Genomic DNA, 17,612 nt, shown 5'->3' with positions numbered 1-17,612 from the left:
AGGATTTCAGCCTTTATCATCGGGAAATGAATATCAAATCGCTCAAAAAACAACCTTTAAACGACCTACAATATTCATAACGTAAGAAATAATTTCTCTTTTAAATCAAAAAATTAAGTAATTTTTTACAAAAAAATACAAAAAATCTCTTTTAAGTTATGAAATTTTCCGTATACTGCCCCGGCAGTTGAAGATAACCGAACAAAATAACTCTAAATGTTCGGTTTTTTATCCTACATCAGAAATTGATGTCATCGAGAACTGTGTCGCTACCTTGAGTAACATTTTTCTTTGCGTTCCCTCCCTCTTATCACTGTCCAAAAACCAAACTCCCCGGAATCGAGAAAAAATAAGTTAATTGTTCTTATGAATTTTCGATATTGAGTGTGATTGATTAAGCCTGATATTGGGTTCGTTTTGAGCGTTCATCTTCAACTCACGCTGATTGAAACTGCCCGTCATTGAGCAGGCATATTGAGCTGTGAAAGTAGTTCTTATTTCAACGGACAAACTGACTGTTACATGATTGAACGACTATCTGAATTCTAAGAACTTTTTCAAAAGATGAGATGGATTAAGAATGGGCTATTTATTGGCGGTAATAACGTTGTGGTAATAACATGGCAGACAGAGACATCATAAAAGTGACCGTTCCGTCGGTCACGAAACTCAGTCATCAACTGGTTTATAGATCCCCCGATTGGAGCCGAGATCAGTTAACATCCAAATTTACCCAATGTAGCCTCCGCAATAGGGATATATTGGTCTGTTAATTTATTGATGCTGTTATTGGTTGCAGGATAGTTACAATCAAGGAAAAACCAGTTTATCGGTGTCTCCAATATTGAAGCGATCTGCACCAGATGGGATAAATTAATTCGGTTTATCCCTCTCTCATAACGTGAGAGTTGTTGCTGACTAATACCTATTTTTTCCGCCAATTTGGCGGCAGTCATACCCAACTCTTTCCTTCTTTTTTGAATACGCTTCCCTACTAATAGATGATCTTGTTTCATTTTCATCCCAGCCTTTAAATTAAAAAAACACCTTTTTATGGCATCGCCAAAATTATTGCCCCTGATCCTGAGAAAGGTCCTGCCTCTACTCTGCCATTTTTTTGTAAAATTGATTTCACTGTAACGGGTACATTTCCGCCAGCCGGTACAAACACAGCAACACCATCTTCACCATTTTCCTCATTTAATAGCAATTTAGCTTTCAAGCTACCATCACTTCTTAAAGGTACTAATCCCCTATCAGGACCCGTCGCTGTCACGATAATCTCTATGTCTACATTGCAGGTCACATTGATATTTTCCGCTCTGGTTGCGCCTTCCAGTTTTGCCTCATCAATACTACCGTAATTAAGTTCAACGGAGCCTTCTCTGACCTGACAAAATCCTATCGGTGGTGGTGCAACGCCACATAAAGATCCAGGTAATAATCTTCCATGAAAACCATTTTGATCGGTTTCATAAAATAGCCCGACACACTCCTGATGCGATCGAATCGCAGGGCCGAAATGTTTTGCAACGCCGGTGATCGGAAAACTGGTATATTTCAATATCTCCGCCTGAACTTGTTTCATTGTCTTAAATCTTTCCACGCGAGTATTAAATAGCCTATAGGGCTGCCCTGAATAACCATCAGCAAAATGGCGATGGTTAACCGATATCCAACATGCAGAATAACCATAACAAGGATTTGGCGTAAAATCGTTTTCTGGGTCCCAACGTTCAATGACAAAAGTATAATAGGCATTTGTAGGAATCCCTTCGGATTTAGTGATATATGAAAATATCGATGCAGCCGCACTTGATGAAAACAGCAATAAAAGTACCAAGCAAACAGAAAATAACTTTTTCATTTAAGCTACCTAATAAAACTGTGCAAATTAGTCATAATTTAGATTAAATGTCGCAATCGCATGAAATGCGCCTCGCTTAATCGTCTGGTTAGCTAGTGCAATAGGTTCTGCCTGCACATATGCTTGCAGTGCAATCAAGTTTTCACCCTCTTTTAACGGATAGGCATCTCCCTGTTTATTCAACGACAACCGTTTGCCTTCTGCCGTTTCTATACCAATGGCAATCCCAGCGGCTTGGCTCCCAGCACTTAACGCTAATAAGCCCGGCAATTGCGTATTTTCCATGCCACTGAATGTCAGTTTAATCGATTTGCCCACACTCATATCGCAACCAGATAATCTGAGCAGAAAAGGTTCGCTATGGGTCCTACCATGCAGATACAAATATTTTTCAGAAATTGTTGCAAAATCGAGCTGGATATCTTCATCACCCGATTTAATCGTGCAAGGTTCTTTAACCAGCGCACCGTGAAAACGCATATTATCCGCAGCCTGTACCCCTTGATGACTATAAACCGTGGCAGCAATAACCATAAAACCAACACGCAACACGAATAATTTTAAATATTTCATTAAGTTTCCTTTCACTGGTATTCCGCCAGCAATGTCGCCGTCACTTCAAATGCCCCTTCCGGCAACGTACTTCCTGGTTTTTTCACCGGCACCGCTTGTATTACCGGCTGTTTCTGTGATGTCACCGGAATACGCTCATTAAGGGTGAATGCTTTACCATCCAACGTCAGACGAATGCCTAAATCCGTAATATTGGTTTGCAACGCAGCGGCATCAAATGAGGTTGGTGGGCCAATCACTGTCAATCCTAAACTCCAACCTGAGATATTAGGCGCACATACCAACTGGTAATTCACGGGCTTAGTATAATTCACTCCGTCCACCTGATAGATGCCAACATTGTGACCAAAATAGACATCAATCATATTACCGTCATTAATAACGCAAGAAGGCGCTTCAAGCAGTGTGCCGTGAAACCACATATTATCGGCTGCCCGTCCCGGCATCACACTGATTAATCCCAAGCACGCACCCCAGAAAACACGATAGATCAAATAGTTCATTGCATGTCTCCCGTTCACTGGTATTCAACCATCATGGTCGCACCCGCGCCAAAGTCGCCGCCTTGCAATACCGCAGCCATATCTTTTACCGGCACCGCATGTAATTCAGGAAAATCAGGATAGTTAAATTTCATCCAGTCATTGACGGGCAATTTTCGTCCGTTATGAATGACAGCGATACCAAGCCCAGTGTGATTGGTTTGCAACACCGCTGGATCAAAACTGGCAGTGTTACCCGATATCATCATTTTCATTGCATTAGCTGGCATTTTTTCACATTTCACGGTGTATTTGACGGGTTGCATATAATTAACCCCATCAATCCGAGTAATCATCACGTCGCCAAAATTTACATCGATAGTATTGCCATTATTAATCACACAAGGTGGAGGTGCGATAACCACGCCGTAAATATTGACCGGTGTTTTACCCGAAAAATTGCTGACAGGTCTTGCTGCTATATTTCCCCTTTTTGTCAGCAAATCAGCCTGAGCATTTACACTTAACAAACAGCCAAGCAGTAATACACTCCATTTTTTCTGCCTGCGATACTGTCTTTTTATTCGCAGAGAACACAGAGAAAGAGAACACAGAGAGTTAGTCATAATTCACCCTGAAATCCACCACCGCGCGATATTGCCCAATCCCCAGCGCTCTCGGTGTCCGCACTGGCGTCACGTAATATTCCAGGCTGTCCTGTCCCGCTGCCACAAAACGTGGGCGTCCCTGCTCTCCCAACCGGATATCATTGTTAGCGGTATCTGTTATCTGTAACCCCAACCCGGTGATACCGGTCACCCGCACCAGATGTGGATAATCGCGATCCGCCGGCGCCACAAAACTGACTGTCACCACCGGCTGTAACTGATTCCACGTCAGATTGCCGGTCCGACTGTCACCTACGGCCCCTTTGGTTCTGAGACAGTCACGAAACTTCAATGTGAACGGTATCGGTGTCCCTTTATCACCTGGCTCGCGTAAGTCACTGTTTGGCGTGCTCCCCAAATTCACCTCCTGCCATGCAGAGGTCATGTCCAGTCGACAAGCCGCCTCAGTCAGCCCACCAAACACATGCAGTTCGCCGTGCAAACCTTCGATATCTGCTGCTCGCTTTTCCACCGCCTGGCTCTCTATCACCGGTATCAGCCAGATCGCCAGTGTCAGTCCACAGCCTATCCGCTTGATGTTCATCGTCGTTCCTCCCGGCTTCGCCCGTCACGACGAACGTTTGGTCACCTGACAATGGTTGCCTGCACAACTAAAAGTTAATTGCGGCCGGCCACCATAATCATTGACATACGTCAGTACCGGCGCACTCCCTAATGCCCCTGCACTACCACTCAGCACCGCATTACTTTTGGGCGCTATCATAAATGGCTTAAAGTCTGCCACCGTTTTACCCTTAAGCTGGCTTGCTGCATCCACCACGGTGATGTAATAGGGTGTCGGGTTGTTCACCTGATACCGGTCCCCCTGACGCGTCAAAGTCATCTTCTCTTGCCACGGATTATCCAAATCGGTACGGCTGGCAAAAATGGCTTTCGGACGATAGAACAGTTTGATCCGGGTTTGTAGCGCAATCTGCAAGGTATTCGGTTTCTTGCTGCGTGGCGGAATTTCACGCAAATTAAAATAGAACAAGCTTTCCCGATCCTGTGGTAACTGCGCGATTGTTGGCAATGACTGTATTTTCACCTGGCTCTTAGCGCCCGGCTCTACCCGCTGCACCGGTGGCGTCACCACTAACGGACCATTGATTTTGTTACCCTGTTCATCTTCTATCCATCCCTGCGCCAGATACGGCAACTCTTTGTTCTGGTTGCTAATATCCATACTGGTGGACTTATCCTCACCGTTAAACACGATCCGGGTACGATCCAGCGCAATCGCCGCCATTGCCTCACTGATCACCGACAGACTTAGGATAGCGATCGTGACTACATTGATTGTCTTCTTCAATTTCATGCTCTCAATTACTCATTCTTAGAATAATCATTACAGGTCACCGCGATACACTTCGGTGACAGCAACAAGGTTTTTACTCTGCCAGTCAATGAAAGTTATGGCTGTTTATTGCCGTCGGCTAACTGGCAGAGCAGTAATAACGAAGCCATCTCTTCTACTTTTGGTAATTGATGTGGCAGCTCAATCACACATTGCAATTCCCCATCCCAACGCACATCCAGTTTCTCTCCCGGATTGATCCCACTCAAATAGGTGTTCCCACCATCACTGACAATACCGATCTCCCGTTGATCCTTATTCAGTACCGTTGCCCCAAACGGCGGCGTGCTACCATCCGGCAAGCGGATCATACCCATCGCTTTTTCACCGGATATCACTTGGAATTTACGATAACCTATCGCCCCTTCCGTCAGCGTCGCTTGTTGTACCGACCGGATTGCCTCCACATTGTCCGGCAGTTTGTTCAAATCAATACTCGCACTGTTACGGTAATAGTTGTTCACATCAGAGATCACCGCTTTACCGAACATATTGGTATGGGTAATCGCGCCAAAGCCTTTCACCGGTACGCCACCGACACCATCGGTATCCACCATCAAACGGGTGGTACCCGGCATATTAATGCGATGCAATGCCGCGCCTTTCGGCGTCACGGTCATCCCCCCCTGAATAGAAAGCGCTCCCGTGGTATAACGCCCATCCTGATAACTTGCACTGGTCGTTAGTTGAGCACGATCGCCGTAATGGGTTAAATAACCGTTAGCCGCAGCCTTGCCATCAATACTGGTGCCAGCCGCTAAACGATAGTTACTGTTTTCATTAATTCGGTCGTAATAACCTACCGTGTGGGAGTTACCTTCCCGGTTGACCATTGCGTTATAACTGACAGTTCCTGAATTACCCCACGGCAGGGATAATGTCATATACATCCCGTCGTCGTTTTTACCTTCATATTTATTACGGTAAGCAGACAGATTCAGGTTAATATTCTTATAACTTCCAATATCAAAATAACGTGATATCGATAAGTTATAGCGATCGTTATTCGAACGGTTCCAATAAGTCTGGTGGCTGTAATTTAAGTAGATACTGGTACCAATATGCGTAAACTGCTTATTCAACATAATGGTGTAAAGTTCTTTATTACTCTCCGCATCACCATCGTGATAACGGCGATCCAGATACTGGCTCATGCTCATAAAGTCACGTTCCGAGAAACGGTAACCGGCAAAAGTCACCTGACTGTCATACTCCTCAAAACGCTTGGAATAACTGAGACGATAAGAGCCACCAGTCAACGTTTGGTCCTCAGCCGGTAAATGGGCGCGGGATTCAGTGACATCAAAGGAAAGAGCGCCAAAAACCATCAGATCACGCCCAACCCCCAATGACAACGCGTTATAATTCCCGGCCCCCAATATCCCACCGTACAGCGACCAACCATTGTTTATTCCCCAGGAAAACTCACCAATACCAAAGCCCGATCCCTCACTGTGATGTTTCCAGTTAGTCGGCTTACCCGCCGCCAGTTTGTACTGAACCCGGCCCGGACGAGTTAAATAGGGAATATTCGCAGTATCGATCTGAAATTCCTGTAAACCGCCATCCTGCTCCTCTACCCGCACATCCAGTTTGCCGCTCACTGCATCATTGATGTCCTGAATACGGAATGGACCTGGCGCAACTTGGGTCTCATACAACACCCGCCCCTGCTGACGAATAGTCACTCTGGCATTGGTTTTCGCTACCCCCGTCACCTCTGGCGCATAGCCTCGCAGGTTCGGAGGCAACATATTGTCATCCGTCACCAGACTCAAACCGGTAAAACGGAAGCTGTCAAAGATATCTGAATTAAGGTAATCCTCACCCAACGTTAGCTTAGCCTGCCAATGTGGTATTGCCCGGTACAAGTAATAACGGCTCCAATCCCAGTTTTTTTCTGTGCTCCCTGCCCGCCCAGTGACGTGGTTATACTGTGATTGCCAGTCTGCCCGCAGGCGCCACGCCCCCAAATTTATCCCAGTCGTACCATTAGCACTGACATTCTGATTTGCACTTCCCTTCGCCGGCTTAGAGATCTGAGCATTGACGTTATAATCAAACATCATTCCGAAAATCCCCTCATCCCAACGTGACGGCGGGTCCCAGTCTGGTGAGTTATATTCGAGATAGGCTTGAGGCACACTCAGGTATAACGTGTCACTGCTCAGATCACCGCGCACTGTCATGCCAGGCAGCGTTTTAGTCTCCAGACACTGGTTATTGTTCCACCAGGTAATCTTTGATTCCCATTCCGCCCGCAGCCCCAACTGCTTGACCAGCTCAGGCGGCAAACACGCCACACTCTCCTTCGGATCATCCGGTGGTACCATAAAAGTCACAGGCATCTCCGGCAGTTCGCTTTTATTCAGACGCACCGTCATCTGATAATTCCCCGGCATGATATAACCCGCACGGGAAAACTCTTTTAAATTAATCCGAGAACGATCCTGAACATCCAACACGTCCGTATTAAATTCAATTTCCTCTTCCGCATACACCGCATGAGTACCCATTAAAGCAAGCAGTACCGAAACAATAAGAGGTTTCAGGACACACCGAACCGAGACCACCCTGTCATATTCAGTGGTCAAACCCAAAAACAAAGCCATAACATTCCCAGATCGATGATTAGTGATAATCCAGCCTGAACCGAACCGTGGTTCGATACTGCCCCGCTTGCAATAACTGGTGATTGCCCACCAATCGCATCACGTAATTAAGCTTCATCTGCTCTGCCTGTAAGTCCCCCACCGGTAGTGGAGTTCCCGGATACGCCTGATTGCCGTATATGTCTGTAATTTGTAATGCCACTCCTTGAGCCACACCAGATAACCGGAAATTGTTCCCATCCGGCACGCCATCAAACATCACCTGAAAGTGGCGCCAATCGGGTTTACCCAAGGCGGCAGAAGTCAGTACACAGTTAATCAAACGGATGGAAAAGGGGCGCACGGCTCCCTGTCCATCATGCATCATCCGGCTTACCGGGATTGTGGCTAACTCAATCGTCTGGTCACGGCTACCTGCATCAATCGCACAGGCCGTATCAATGATGGTGCCTTGCATGCTAACGCGACCATATCCTTGCGTTCCTTGTGGAGCAGCCGTTTCAGCTTCAATAACACAGGAAAACATTAACAGGCAGGGCACTACAACAACGGCAGAATATCGGCTCATGACTTCTCTCCAGCTAAACTTATTCAAAACTTTTGATTAGGAAACGCCCGCCTCCTTGTAAGCGTTTCCGTGCATGAAAAGACTTATTGGTAAGTCAGCTGGAAGTTGGCAATGCCGGTGAAATTACCCGGAACAACGGCATCAGGTGAAGTATCACCCTGAAGATAGGCAGCAAAATGCAGATCATTATTACCATCATGCAGAGCTACAGCCGGTGAGGGGGTACCTAGTTTGATTTTGTTACCGCCCGCATCAGTGATCGCAATACCCGCACCTTTAGCAATTCCTTCGATACCCAGCAAACCATCACCGCCGGCGATGCTAGATTTGGCGCCAACAAACGTCGTGGTGACTGTACTTATCGTTTCAGTCGTACAGTTATCTAAAGAAATTTTGAATGGCGTGGAAGAAGAACGGCCACCGTTTTTCAAAGATGCGCTAGAAATAGAGCCCATCGGTACTACCTGATCAACCGTTTCCGGGGTGATAGAACAAGGCGCATCAGTAATAGACCCGGTAAAAGTCACCGTTCCGTGACCTTGGCTAGGATTCGCTGCATTTACCGAACCGGCAGCCAAAGCCACACCTAACCCCAGGGCCATAACCAATTTATTCAATCTCATGTGAACTAATTCCTTGAATTTAAGGATAAAATACCCATAACCATAAAAAAATAACCGTGCAGGACTCCAGCCCCATGCACCTAATATTCAGCGCAAAATAGTTTAAAAATCTCGGATTAATATTTTCTAAACCAAACAAAATGCACCAAACTGTTTTTTTCAGTCAAAAAAACTAAGAATGCATGATATTTCGGAGTTAATATTCTAAAAAAGACATTAATTTGAACTTATAATCTAATTAATGAATTAATATTTGATTGAATTCAGATGAACCCACTAATTTTTTACAATAATTTGATGGTAAAGTATGAAAAATAGTAAAAAATAATGAAAAAAAGCCATATATTATAAATAGTTAAAGATTAGCAATTTGGAATTACACAAAATTTGACTTAATCAGTCGTTTTATAGGAACATATTTACAGTTTGGTGCATTCTGTTTAGTTTCTTTTTGTTGTTAAATAATTTCCAAATATATAATTGCAAAGCTTACAAGCTGATATTTTCTATTAAAAAATGGCTATTTATAACTATCTAAAAACGGTATTTATAGATTTTTGCCAAAATAAATAGAGTTATCAGCTAATAATTTTATAAAAGTTCTATTAATTGATATATTCCGGTAGATTAATATTATTTCTCTACCTATAACTATCCGCCCCAATTTCACAGGAATTATTTTCATGAAGAAACGTAAGTTTTTAACCAGATATGAAATTAATGCGATTTTAGAAAAAGCACGTCAAGGATATCATGCCGAGCGAGATTATTGCATGCTACTAATGTGCTTCATTCATGGATTTAGAGTGAGCGAGTTATGCAATCTAACGTTATCCGATCTTGATCTTAACTCAGAAATTATTCATGTCAGACGATTAAAAGGGGGATTATCAACAACACATCCACTAATACCAGAAGAAATTAAAGCTTTAAATCAATGGTTTAATATTAGAAAGAGTTGGAGAGAATCAGATACAGAGTGGGTCTTTTTATCACAAAAATCAGGTGCTATTTCACGCCAACAAGTTTATGGTTTATTAAAGCGTTATGGCAAACAAGCATTAGTCAATATTTCACCTCATCCACATATGTTAAGACATTCCTGTGGTTATGCTCTCGCTGATTTAGGAAGAGATACACGCCTTATTCAAGATTATCTCGGTCATCGAAATATATCCCATACCGTTATTTACACCGCAAGCAATGTAAAACGATTTTTCAAAATATGGGAGGCTCCTGCAAAAGGACTCGATTAATTTCAATATCTCTTTTCTATGTAAGACATGTAGTATGAGAAACTATTTCTCTCTAAAACAAAAAAATCATCCAATCATTCGATTATAAAAATCCTTGTCCATATACTGATGAGGGTTTTTATCCGATAAAATGGTTATTCACATTATAAGATCTACCCATTATTTCTTATAATTACTTTTAAAATAATTTTCTTGGAAATTAAAAGATAAAACAATTAAATAAAAACGTGTATTCAATGAGAGTTTTAATAAAAAATTCCATTATTACATGAATGGATACTTTCTCAGGAATGAAGAAAATAAAATCACTGGAAATTATACCCTGTTTTCCAGTGATAGCCTGCTGACTTTTAATATTTCATGGTTGATTTATTAAATTTTCAAGTAATGTTAAATTTAATCAACTATTTGGATATTTGGAGAATGAGCGAGATAGCCAACAAGATTACCAATATTGTCTTTAACATTCCATCTTTCAAAAATGGATATATACCATGAATACTTGGCTGTACCTGGAGTACGTAATTTAGATCCTTGATTGAAAATATTACGAGTTTCCAGCACTACAGGATAGTCTTGGTTAGTCCCTAACGTTGCCTCTTTACTTGGGGCCGCAACTTGAGATACAGCCGAAGTTAGAGTTGGTGGCGAAACTAGTGATTGGGCACCTACTCCTGCCATATGATATAGAAATACCTGATCATCAAATTGAGCCGATAAAGTTGAAGCCCGCCATCTAATTATATCCCCTACCTTACCTTGAATTAAAAGTGTACCTTGAGCATTATTTTTGGGAACATAGATATTATTTTGAGAGGTAATGTAATAAATGTATTTATCATCCATTACCGTTGGTTTGCCAGAGTCCTTACTAATAGAATTGCCGAGATCATTTGTGATAGCTTTTACATCAACAATAGCAAGAACATCAATCAGTTGTACACCAACAATGGACCTTGCATCATCCAGTTCTGTATATTCAATATTATTCATAATACTATTCCTATTTTTATATATTAGTTTTCTAAGTATTTAGTCATCTAGAACTCTAATGAAAGGATCATGACAGACATATCCAATGAGTTGTTTTTTACGATATATTTTTATATACCAAGTATATTGACCGTACCCCTCTCTTTGAGCCGTTGATTGATGATAATATCGTGTTATTAGTCCACCATGACTTTCTCCATCTCTTTTATATACCACACTATTGATATTATTATTATCAGCCTTAGCCAAATAAGGAATAGAAATATCACCATAATCAAGTTGCGGTAATGTTATAAGCGTAACATCATTACCGCTAATCGCGGTTCCTTTCATGTGGCATAAAAGTACTGTATATTCAAATTGCTGTGTCAAAGACATTGGCCTCCATCTAATGTCATCAGCAACATTGACTGTTATCTCCAATTCTCCTTGAGCATTATTTTTAGGAGCATAAAGATTCCCAGTACTTGTTATATAATAAAAGTAATTATTAGATACCACTTTCGCAGTTTCTAATGTTTGTGATTTACTTAAATCATAATGACTAACGATAGCTTCTGCATCGACACAAATCAGAATATCCACAACTTGATATCTAGAACTCTCTATAGCGTCACTCATTATCTATTCTCCTTCACAATAAAGTGTTAGATTGTTTAACAATCATCTTTTATATTAATAATTAAGATCAAAAAAACCACTAATATAAATCATAGTTTTTAAAATAAAATTACTTGTATTTTTACAATAAATTTTCAACATATAAATGAAATTCATATTAATATTGAATCAAAAAATTATTATTTTTAGTATTAAATCACAATTTGTAAACATGAGTAATTCAACATTTTCTTTTGCGTTAAAGTGATACTTTCCTGATATTTAACTATGCTCCCGGGGATTCGCTCCCTTGCCGTCGCGATGCAACTTGAAATCCATAGGGTATATATCATTTAGTTGAATAATTAGATGACGATTAATCATCGTAAATAAAGTAAAATCACTGGAAATTATACGCTGTTTTCCAGTGATTACTTACCAACTTTTAATATTTCATGGTTGATTTATTAAATTTTTAAGTAATGTTAAATTTAATCAACCACTTGAATATTTGGAGAATGAGCAAGATAACCAACAAGATTACCAATATTATCTTTAACATTCCATCGTTCGAAAATGGATATATACCATGAATATTTGGCTATACCTGGAGTACGTAATTTAGATCCTTGATTGAAAATATTACGAGTTTCCAGTACTACAGGATAGTCTTGGTTAGTCCCTAACGTTGCCTCTTTACTTGGAGCCGCAACTTGAGATATAGCTGAAGTTAGAGTTGGAGGCGAAACTAGCGATTGGGCACCTACCCCTGCCATATGATATAAAAATACTTGATCATCAAATTGAGCTGATAGCGTCGAGGCCCGCCATCTAACGATATCCCCTACCTTACCTTGAATTAAAAGTGTACCTTGAGCATTATTTTTGGGAACATAGATATTATTTTGAGAAGTAATGTAATAAATGTATTTATCATCCATTACCGTTGGTTTGCCAGGGTCCTTACTAATAGAATTACCGAGATCATTTGTGATAGCTTTTACATCAACAATAGCAAGAACATCAATCAGTTGTACACCAATAATGGACCTTGCATCATCCAGCTCTGTATATTCAATATTATTCATAATACTATTCCTGTTTTTATATATTGGTTTTATAAGTATTTAATTATCTAGAACTGTAATGAAAGGATCATGACCAATATATCCGATGAGTTGTTTTTTACGATATATTTTCATATACCAGACATACGAACCACGCCCCACCCTCTGCGCTGTTGATTCATGATAATATCGTGTTATTAGTCCACCATGACTTTCTCCATCTCTTTTATATACCACACTACTTATATTATTATTATCAGCTTTAGCCAAATAAGGAATAGAAATATCACCATAATCAAGTTGCGGTAATGTTATAAGCGAAACATCACCACCGTCATCAGCTTGTAATCTCATGCGGCATAAAAGTACTGTATATTCAAATTGCTGCGTCAAAGACATTGGCCTCCATCTAATGCTATCAGCAACATTAATAATTACCTCCAACTCTCCTTTAGCATTATTTTTAGGAGTATAAAGATTCCCATTGCTTGTTATATAATAAAAATATTTATTATGTACTGATTTCGCCGTCCCTAGTGTTTTTGATTTACTTAAATCATAATTACTAAGAATAGCTTCTACATCCACACAAATAAGAATATCTACAGTTTGATATTTCGAAATCGCTATAGCGTCGCTCATATCTATTCTCCTTCACAATAAAGTGTTAGATTGTTTAACAATCATCTATTATATTAATAATTAAGTTCAAAAAAACCACTGATATAAATCATAGTTTTTAAAAATAAATTATCTATATATTTGCAACAATTATTCAATATATAAATAAACTTCATGTTAATATTGAAATGAGTAATTATTATTTTTAGTATTAAATCACCATTTGCAAACATGAGTAATTCAACATCCTCTCTTAAGTTAATATTATATTTTTGTGATATTTAACTGTAAAATTAATTTTTTATTGTTATTTATAATAAATTAACAATAAAAACATGTAGTAAAAAAAATAAAATACCGAATAATTAATTTAACTATAAATTTCTAGTTTAATAATAAAATGAAAATAAATTTGATATATTTATTAAGTAATATGGCAGTGAAACTTTTAATTTTTATATTAAATGCAATTCTGCCTATCCTTGGCGTAACACGTATATTAATTCGACAAATTAAAATACTAAGTTACATTAGCTGGTTAAATGGTTAAATTACAATTAATCCTCAGAAATAACGATACTCGTTAATGGCGTATGATAGCAATAACCAACCAGCTTATTTAAGTCATCATAGATAGATATATACCATGCATATTGAGTTATACCTGGGCTACGCAGCGTAGATTTTTGATAGTAAATATGTCTTTTTTCATAGATAAAATCGGATAAAGGCGCTTGTGGCAATTCAATAATATCTTCTTCTGGAGGTATTAGCGCTTTTTTAAGCTTAGGGACAACAACATTAGTTAATGTATATACCGTCATTGGTTGAGAAATGCAATCATTAGCATCCTTTTTTTCCATACGATATAAAAACACCTTATGGTTAAATTGAGCAGATATGCTAGAAGATTGCCACCTAACTACATCACCTACCTTACCTGTAACCTTAAGTGAATTTGTAGCGTTTTTCTCGGGAGAATACGCTTGATTCTCAGTGGTAATATAATATAACAAGTTATCATCAATTTTAGTCGGCTTTTTATAATCCTGGCTCAGACTGTCAAACTTATTTAAGATAGATTGCACATCGATACATATTAAAATATCTATACTCTTAGAAAATTCAGCATTATCAGTAGTATTCATAATGTTATCCCTATTATCTTATATTAATTTTGTAGTTTACAAAACGTGAATAAAAGAGCTATGAGAAATATACCCAATTAACTCAAGGTTATAATGTATGCTTATTATAAAAGTCAATCTTTCTCTACCTGATTTCTTACCTTCTGATTCTATACAGGATTGTGTTACAGATTCTACTCCATATTTAAACGGTGTACCGGGTAATTGATTATCATCTTGTTCTGGGTAATTGACCCTTGTTACTTCTTGAGTATATTTTATCGGTGCTATCGCTTTATAGCTATTTTCTTTAGTTTTTTTGTATAAGTTTACTGAATGTATCAACTGTTGAGTTAAAGATATTACTCTCCACCTGATAGTATCGCCAACACCCATTTTTACTATCAATTCACCCGTAGCATTGTCTTTAGGTGTATAAGCATTTTCATTATTAGTAATGTAATGAAAATATTTATTATCTACCATTGTAGAGTTGTCTGGATTTGCTCCCAGTTTATTATAATCATTAATGATACCATCAACATCCACACAAATAAGAACATCTACAGCTTCATTCATTTTTGTACCCCTTCATTGGATTAAGTTGCACTAAGAGTCCTCTATCATTCTAATAATTAACTACTAAACCTGAAATAACTACTGGTATAAATCACAGTTTAGATAAGAAAATTACTTATATATTTATCAGAAGTCTTTTTAGATACAGCCAAATCCCACCGATAATTTATTGTTTTAAAAAAAGAATTTATATCAAACTAATATCATGACGATATTAGTTCATAAACAGATTAGTATTCTTTTAAGATGTCGTTGTTGGTGATATTTAACTTGATCTCAACGAGATTAACCTTATCGATATTTTTTATATTAACAAACTCTACATTATGACCTTCCTTATATTTTACTTATATACCCGTCATCTTTCAAGTTGCCTCTTTGTTGGCTGCACTCACTCACCCCGGTCACATAGTTCTCTATGCTCCCGGGGATTCGCTCCCTTGCCGCCGCGATGCATCTTGAAATCCATAGGGTATATATAACAGCAAATTATCATTTATTTTATTGATTCAAAAGTTTGACACTATAATATATTCTTCGATTCATTATCAATATTATAAATTATTTATATAGCATCGAATAAATATTCATTTATCATACACCTCCCCATATAATATTGATGTAGATGCTCGTCTTGTAGCGAAGGTTTGTAAGCTTTTAAAAAATTCTCAGCGTTTAATTTATTCCCTCTGGTATTAAAGATACGCTTTCCTATATCTAATCACAAAGTGTATTTTTTTAGCTAAAGCAGCACCAAAGAAGCAAGCTATATTATTGGAATCAGCCTAAGAATAACAAAATACCGATAACATAAGATGAAACATTATATCTCATCAGCACTCAACTAAAGTGTGGACGATTGTAAAAGGGATCTCTTCTTTAGAAGAAATCCCTTGTGTCATTTAATTTTACTCAATGATTAAATCATCACTATAATAATTAATTAACATAAATTATCAATTGATATTCTTCGACAAGAATTGTGTATCGGGAAGATCTTCATTTAATTCATCATAATCTTTAACTTCATTTTTAAAGGTAACAATCTTATTTTGCCCACTACATTGACTATTAGACATCATATTACAATCATCGGGAATATTCTTTTCTCTTATTCCAAGCCACTCAGAAAATAGAGTCAGAAAATGCAATCCACTTCTTTGTGCCGTTATCTCTTCACGATAAGAATAATTACTGCCAGTAATAAAAAACGGCACCTGAAAACTCTGTTTATTTTCATCATCATGTGTCAGGTTTTCCTGATCGGTTCCTTTATCAACATAAGAAAGCCCATGATCCGAAAAATAAAGCATCGTCCATCTTAAATGATGATTATTAGCCTCAGACGCAATTTCAGAAAGCAATTTATCTGTATTAGATATACTTTTTACATAACAAGAAATTTCTTCCGATTGTAAGAACAGATCATATTTTCCATTCGTTCTGACGCACGCCTGTGGGTGAGATCCCATCAGGTGAATAACAATCAGTTTCTTCTTCTTTTCTGGTATCAATGCTTCTTTAATATAAGGCATCAATTTATCATCAGGCAAATAACGCCGGTCATCAGAACTGCCACTTTTCAGGAAGTGGACGCTATCTGCCTGTTGTCCAATCAACGCAACTGGAGAATCAAAAGCACTCTTCATCCCCTGATTAGATATCCAATAAGTATAAAACCCGGCTTTTTTCGCCAATGTTATGACACTATCATTCAAATTGATCGCATTCTCACCTTTCAGAGCCAGTGAGTTAGTCAAAGATAACTGAGTCGATGCCGCTGATGAGATGTAATTTGTAAATATCTTGCCATTCGCCTTGTCCAGCCACGGCGTATTGTTATAAGGAAAACCATACGCATTCATAAAGTCCTTTCGAACACTTTCACCAATGACCATGATATAGGTTTCATATTTATCCTCTTTTACCACCGGCTGCCAAGAGTCTTTCTGTTTTATTATTTCAGCGAACCTCATTCTTTCTGAATTAACTTCTTTATAGCTCTCAACGACATCACTAAAAAATCTAACTTCGGGTAATCCTGATGCCAATAGATTAAAGTCAGGATTGAAACCGGAATTTATATATCCTTTTACCGGTGACCAGAAAGCTGACAATACAAAAAATAGTGATAAAAATATTGTACTCTTTCTCTTCAGCGTCGCTTTTATCTTAAAAGATAAAATCATTAATATAATAATAGCTGACACCACTAAATAGGTAAAAATAGGCAGCCCGCTGATAAATTCGAACGCTTCATTTTTATTCGTATAAATTAAAGATCCCACTGAATTTATATCGGGATAACCATAATTCAATCCAACAGGAGAATAGATCACGCCAACTAATCCAATCATGAATACAAAAATATAATATATATATTTGTTAAAATTAGATAATAATATCAGAATTGAAAAAGCGCTAAATACATATATAAACTTTAGCTGATATCCAAGGCTTAAATGGGCCAATGAAATAAAACCAAATAAGCATATCAAAGTGAAATTTTCTTGGATTTTTTTACTCAACAGCATACTTACTCGTTTCCTTTAATCTATGCAATAAAACACCAAAAATTCATAACCTTTTCTTATTAATAGGAGTGGTTTTACAATAAGA

At 38.6% G+C, this 17,612-nt stretch carries 18 protein-coding genes; 1 reads left to right on the top strand and 17 read right to left on the bottom strand.

The window, feature by feature from the left end:
* Nucleotides 1-716 precede the first annotated feature (716 nt).
* The 10 genes from LG003_RS08715 to LG003_RS08670 form a co-directional block, all read right to left on the bottom strand.
* On the bottom strand, nucleotides 717-1,022 hold the full coding sequence (locus LG003_RS08715) for a helix-turn-helix domain-containing protein (protein ID WP_112877081.1): 306 nt from the start codon (nucleotides 1,020-1,022) through the stop codon (nucleotides 717-719).
* A gap of 29 nt (nucleotides 1,023-1,051) precedes the next feature.
* Complete coding sequence (locus tag LG003_RS08710; RefSeq protein WP_112877082.1) at nucleotides 1,052-1,867, bottom strand: MrpH family fimbial adhesin; 816 nt, start codon at nucleotides 1,865-1,867, stop codon at nucleotides 1,052-1,054.
* Between the two features lie 27 nt (nucleotides 1,868-1,894).
* Complete coding sequence (locus LG003_RS08705) at nucleotides 1,895-2,440, bottom strand: fimbrial protein (RefSeq protein WP_262980543.1); 546 nt, start codon at nucleotides 2,438-2,440, stop codon at nucleotides 1,895-1,897.
* A gap of 11 nt (nucleotides 2,441-2,451) precedes the next feature.
* The gene (locus tag LG003_RS08700) at nucleotides 2,452-2,943 is read right to left on the bottom strand and encodes a fimbrial protein (protein WP_112877084.1); all 492 of its coding nucleotides are present in this window, start codon (nucleotides 2,941-2,943) and stop codon (nucleotides 2,452-2,454) included.
* 14 nt (nucleotides 2,944-2,957) lie between these two features.
* On the bottom strand, nucleotides 2,958-3,548 hold the full coding sequence (locus LG003_RS08695; RefSeq protein ID WP_262980542.1) for a fimbrial protein: 591 nt from the start codon (nucleotides 3,546-3,548) through the stop codon (nucleotides 2,958-2,960).
* Nucleotides 3,541-4,134, bottom strand: coding sequence for a fimbrial protein (locus LG003_RS08690; protein ID WP_262980541.1), 594 nt, complete (start codon nucleotides 4,132-4,134; stop codon nucleotides 3,541-3,543). The genes LG003_RS08695 and LG003_RS08690 overlap by 8 nt, the downstream gene beginning before the upstream one ends.
* Before the next feature lie 24 nt (nucleotides 4,135-4,158).
* Entirely contained in the window at nucleotides 4,159-4,908 is a 750-nt protein-coding gene (locus LG003_RS08685) for a fimbria/pilus periplasmic chaperone (protein WP_112877087.1), read from the bottom strand.
* 95 nt (nucleotides 4,909-5,003) lie between these two features.
* Entirely contained in the window at nucleotides 5,004-7,559 is a 2,556-nt protein-coding gene (locus tag LG003_RS08680; protein WP_112877088.1) for an outer membrane usher protein, read from the bottom strand.
* 19 nt (nucleotides 7,560-7,578) lie between these two features.
* A complete protein-coding gene (locus LG003_RS08675) occupies nucleotides 7,579-8,127 on the bottom strand; it encodes a fimbrial protein (RefSeq protein WP_112877089.1) in 549 nt (182 codons plus the stop codon).
* Nucleotides 8,128-8,210: 83 nt separating this feature from the next.
* On the bottom strand, nucleotides 8,211-8,750 hold the full coding sequence (locus tag LG003_RS08670) for a fimbrial protein (protein ID WP_112877090.1): 540 nt from the start codon (nucleotides 8,748-8,750) through the stop codon (nucleotides 8,211-8,213).
* 683 nt (nucleotides 8,751-9,433) lie between these two features.
* On the opposite strand from LG003_RS08670, the gene LG003_RS08665 reads away from it, so the two are divergent.
* Nucleotides 9,434-10,006 carry a tyrosine-type DNA invertase gene (locus LG003_RS08665; protein ID WP_112896199.1) on the top strand — a complete coding sequence of 191 codons (573 nt, stop codon included), beginning with the start codon at nucleotides 9,434-9,436 and terminating at the stop codon, nucleotides 10,004-10,006.
* A 396-nt stretch (nucleotides 10,007-10,402) separates the two neighbouring features.
* Here the strand turns inward: LG003_RS08665 and LG003_RS08660 are convergent, their stop codons facing one another.
* The 7 genes from LG003_RS08660 to LG003_RS08630 form a co-directional block, all read right to left on the bottom strand.
* Nucleotides 10,403-10,999, bottom strand: a complete 597-nt coding sequence (locus LG003_RS08660; RefSeq protein WP_112877092.1) for an AidA/PixA family protein — start codon at nucleotides 10,997-10,999, stop codon at nucleotides 10,403-10,405.
* Nucleotides 11,000-11,038: 39 nt separating this feature from the next.
* Nucleotides 11,039-11,620, bottom strand: coding sequence for an AidA/PixA family protein (locus LG003_RS08655; protein WP_112877093.1), 582 nt, complete (start codon nucleotides 11,618-11,620; stop codon nucleotides 11,039-11,041).
* Between the two features lie 470 nt (nucleotides 11,621-12,090).
* Nucleotides 12,091-12,687 (bottom strand): AidA/PixA family protein, encoded by a 597-nt coding sequence (locus tag LG003_RS08650; protein WP_112877094.1) that lies wholly within the window; start codon nucleotides 12,685-12,687, stop codon nucleotides 12,091-12,093.
* 39 nt (nucleotides 12,688-12,726) lie between these two features.
* Complete coding sequence (locus LG003_RS08645; RefSeq protein WP_112877095.1) at nucleotides 12,727-13,308, bottom strand: AidA/PixA family protein; 582 nt, start codon at nucleotides 13,306-13,308, stop codon at nucleotides 12,727-12,729.
* Between the two features lie 536 nt (nucleotides 13,309-13,844).
* Nucleotides 13,845-14,435: an AidA/PixA family protein gene (locus LG003_RS08640; protein ID WP_112877096.1), complete on the bottom strand. Its 591-nt coding sequence runs from the start codon at nucleotides 14,433-14,435 to the stop codon at nucleotides 13,845-13,847.
* A 36-nt stretch (nucleotides 14,436-14,471) separates the two neighbouring features.
* Nucleotides 14,472-14,993: an AidA/PixA family protein gene (locus tag LG003_RS08635; RefSeq protein WP_112877097.1), complete on the bottom strand. Its 522-nt coding sequence runs from the start codon at nucleotides 14,991-14,993 to the stop codon at nucleotides 14,472-14,474.
* A 956-nt stretch (nucleotides 14,994-15,949) separates the two neighbouring features.
* Nucleotides 15,950-17,527, bottom strand: coding sequence for a phosphoethanolamine transferase (locus LG003_RS08630; protein WP_112877098.1), 1,578 nt, complete (start codon nucleotides 17,525-17,527; stop codon nucleotides 15,950-15,952).
* Between the last annotated feature and the right edge of the window lie 85 nt (nucleotides 17,528-17,612).

The sequence above is a fragment of the Photorhabdus kleinii genome, from assembly GCF_025384885.1.
Lineage (GTDB): Bacteria > Pseudomonadota > Gammaproteobacteria > Enterobacterales > Enterobacteriaceae > Photorhabdus > Photorhabdus kayaii.
The sequence above is the reverse complement of the archived record's forward strand: the minus strand, read 5'-3'. Positions and strand labels throughout refer to the sequence as shown.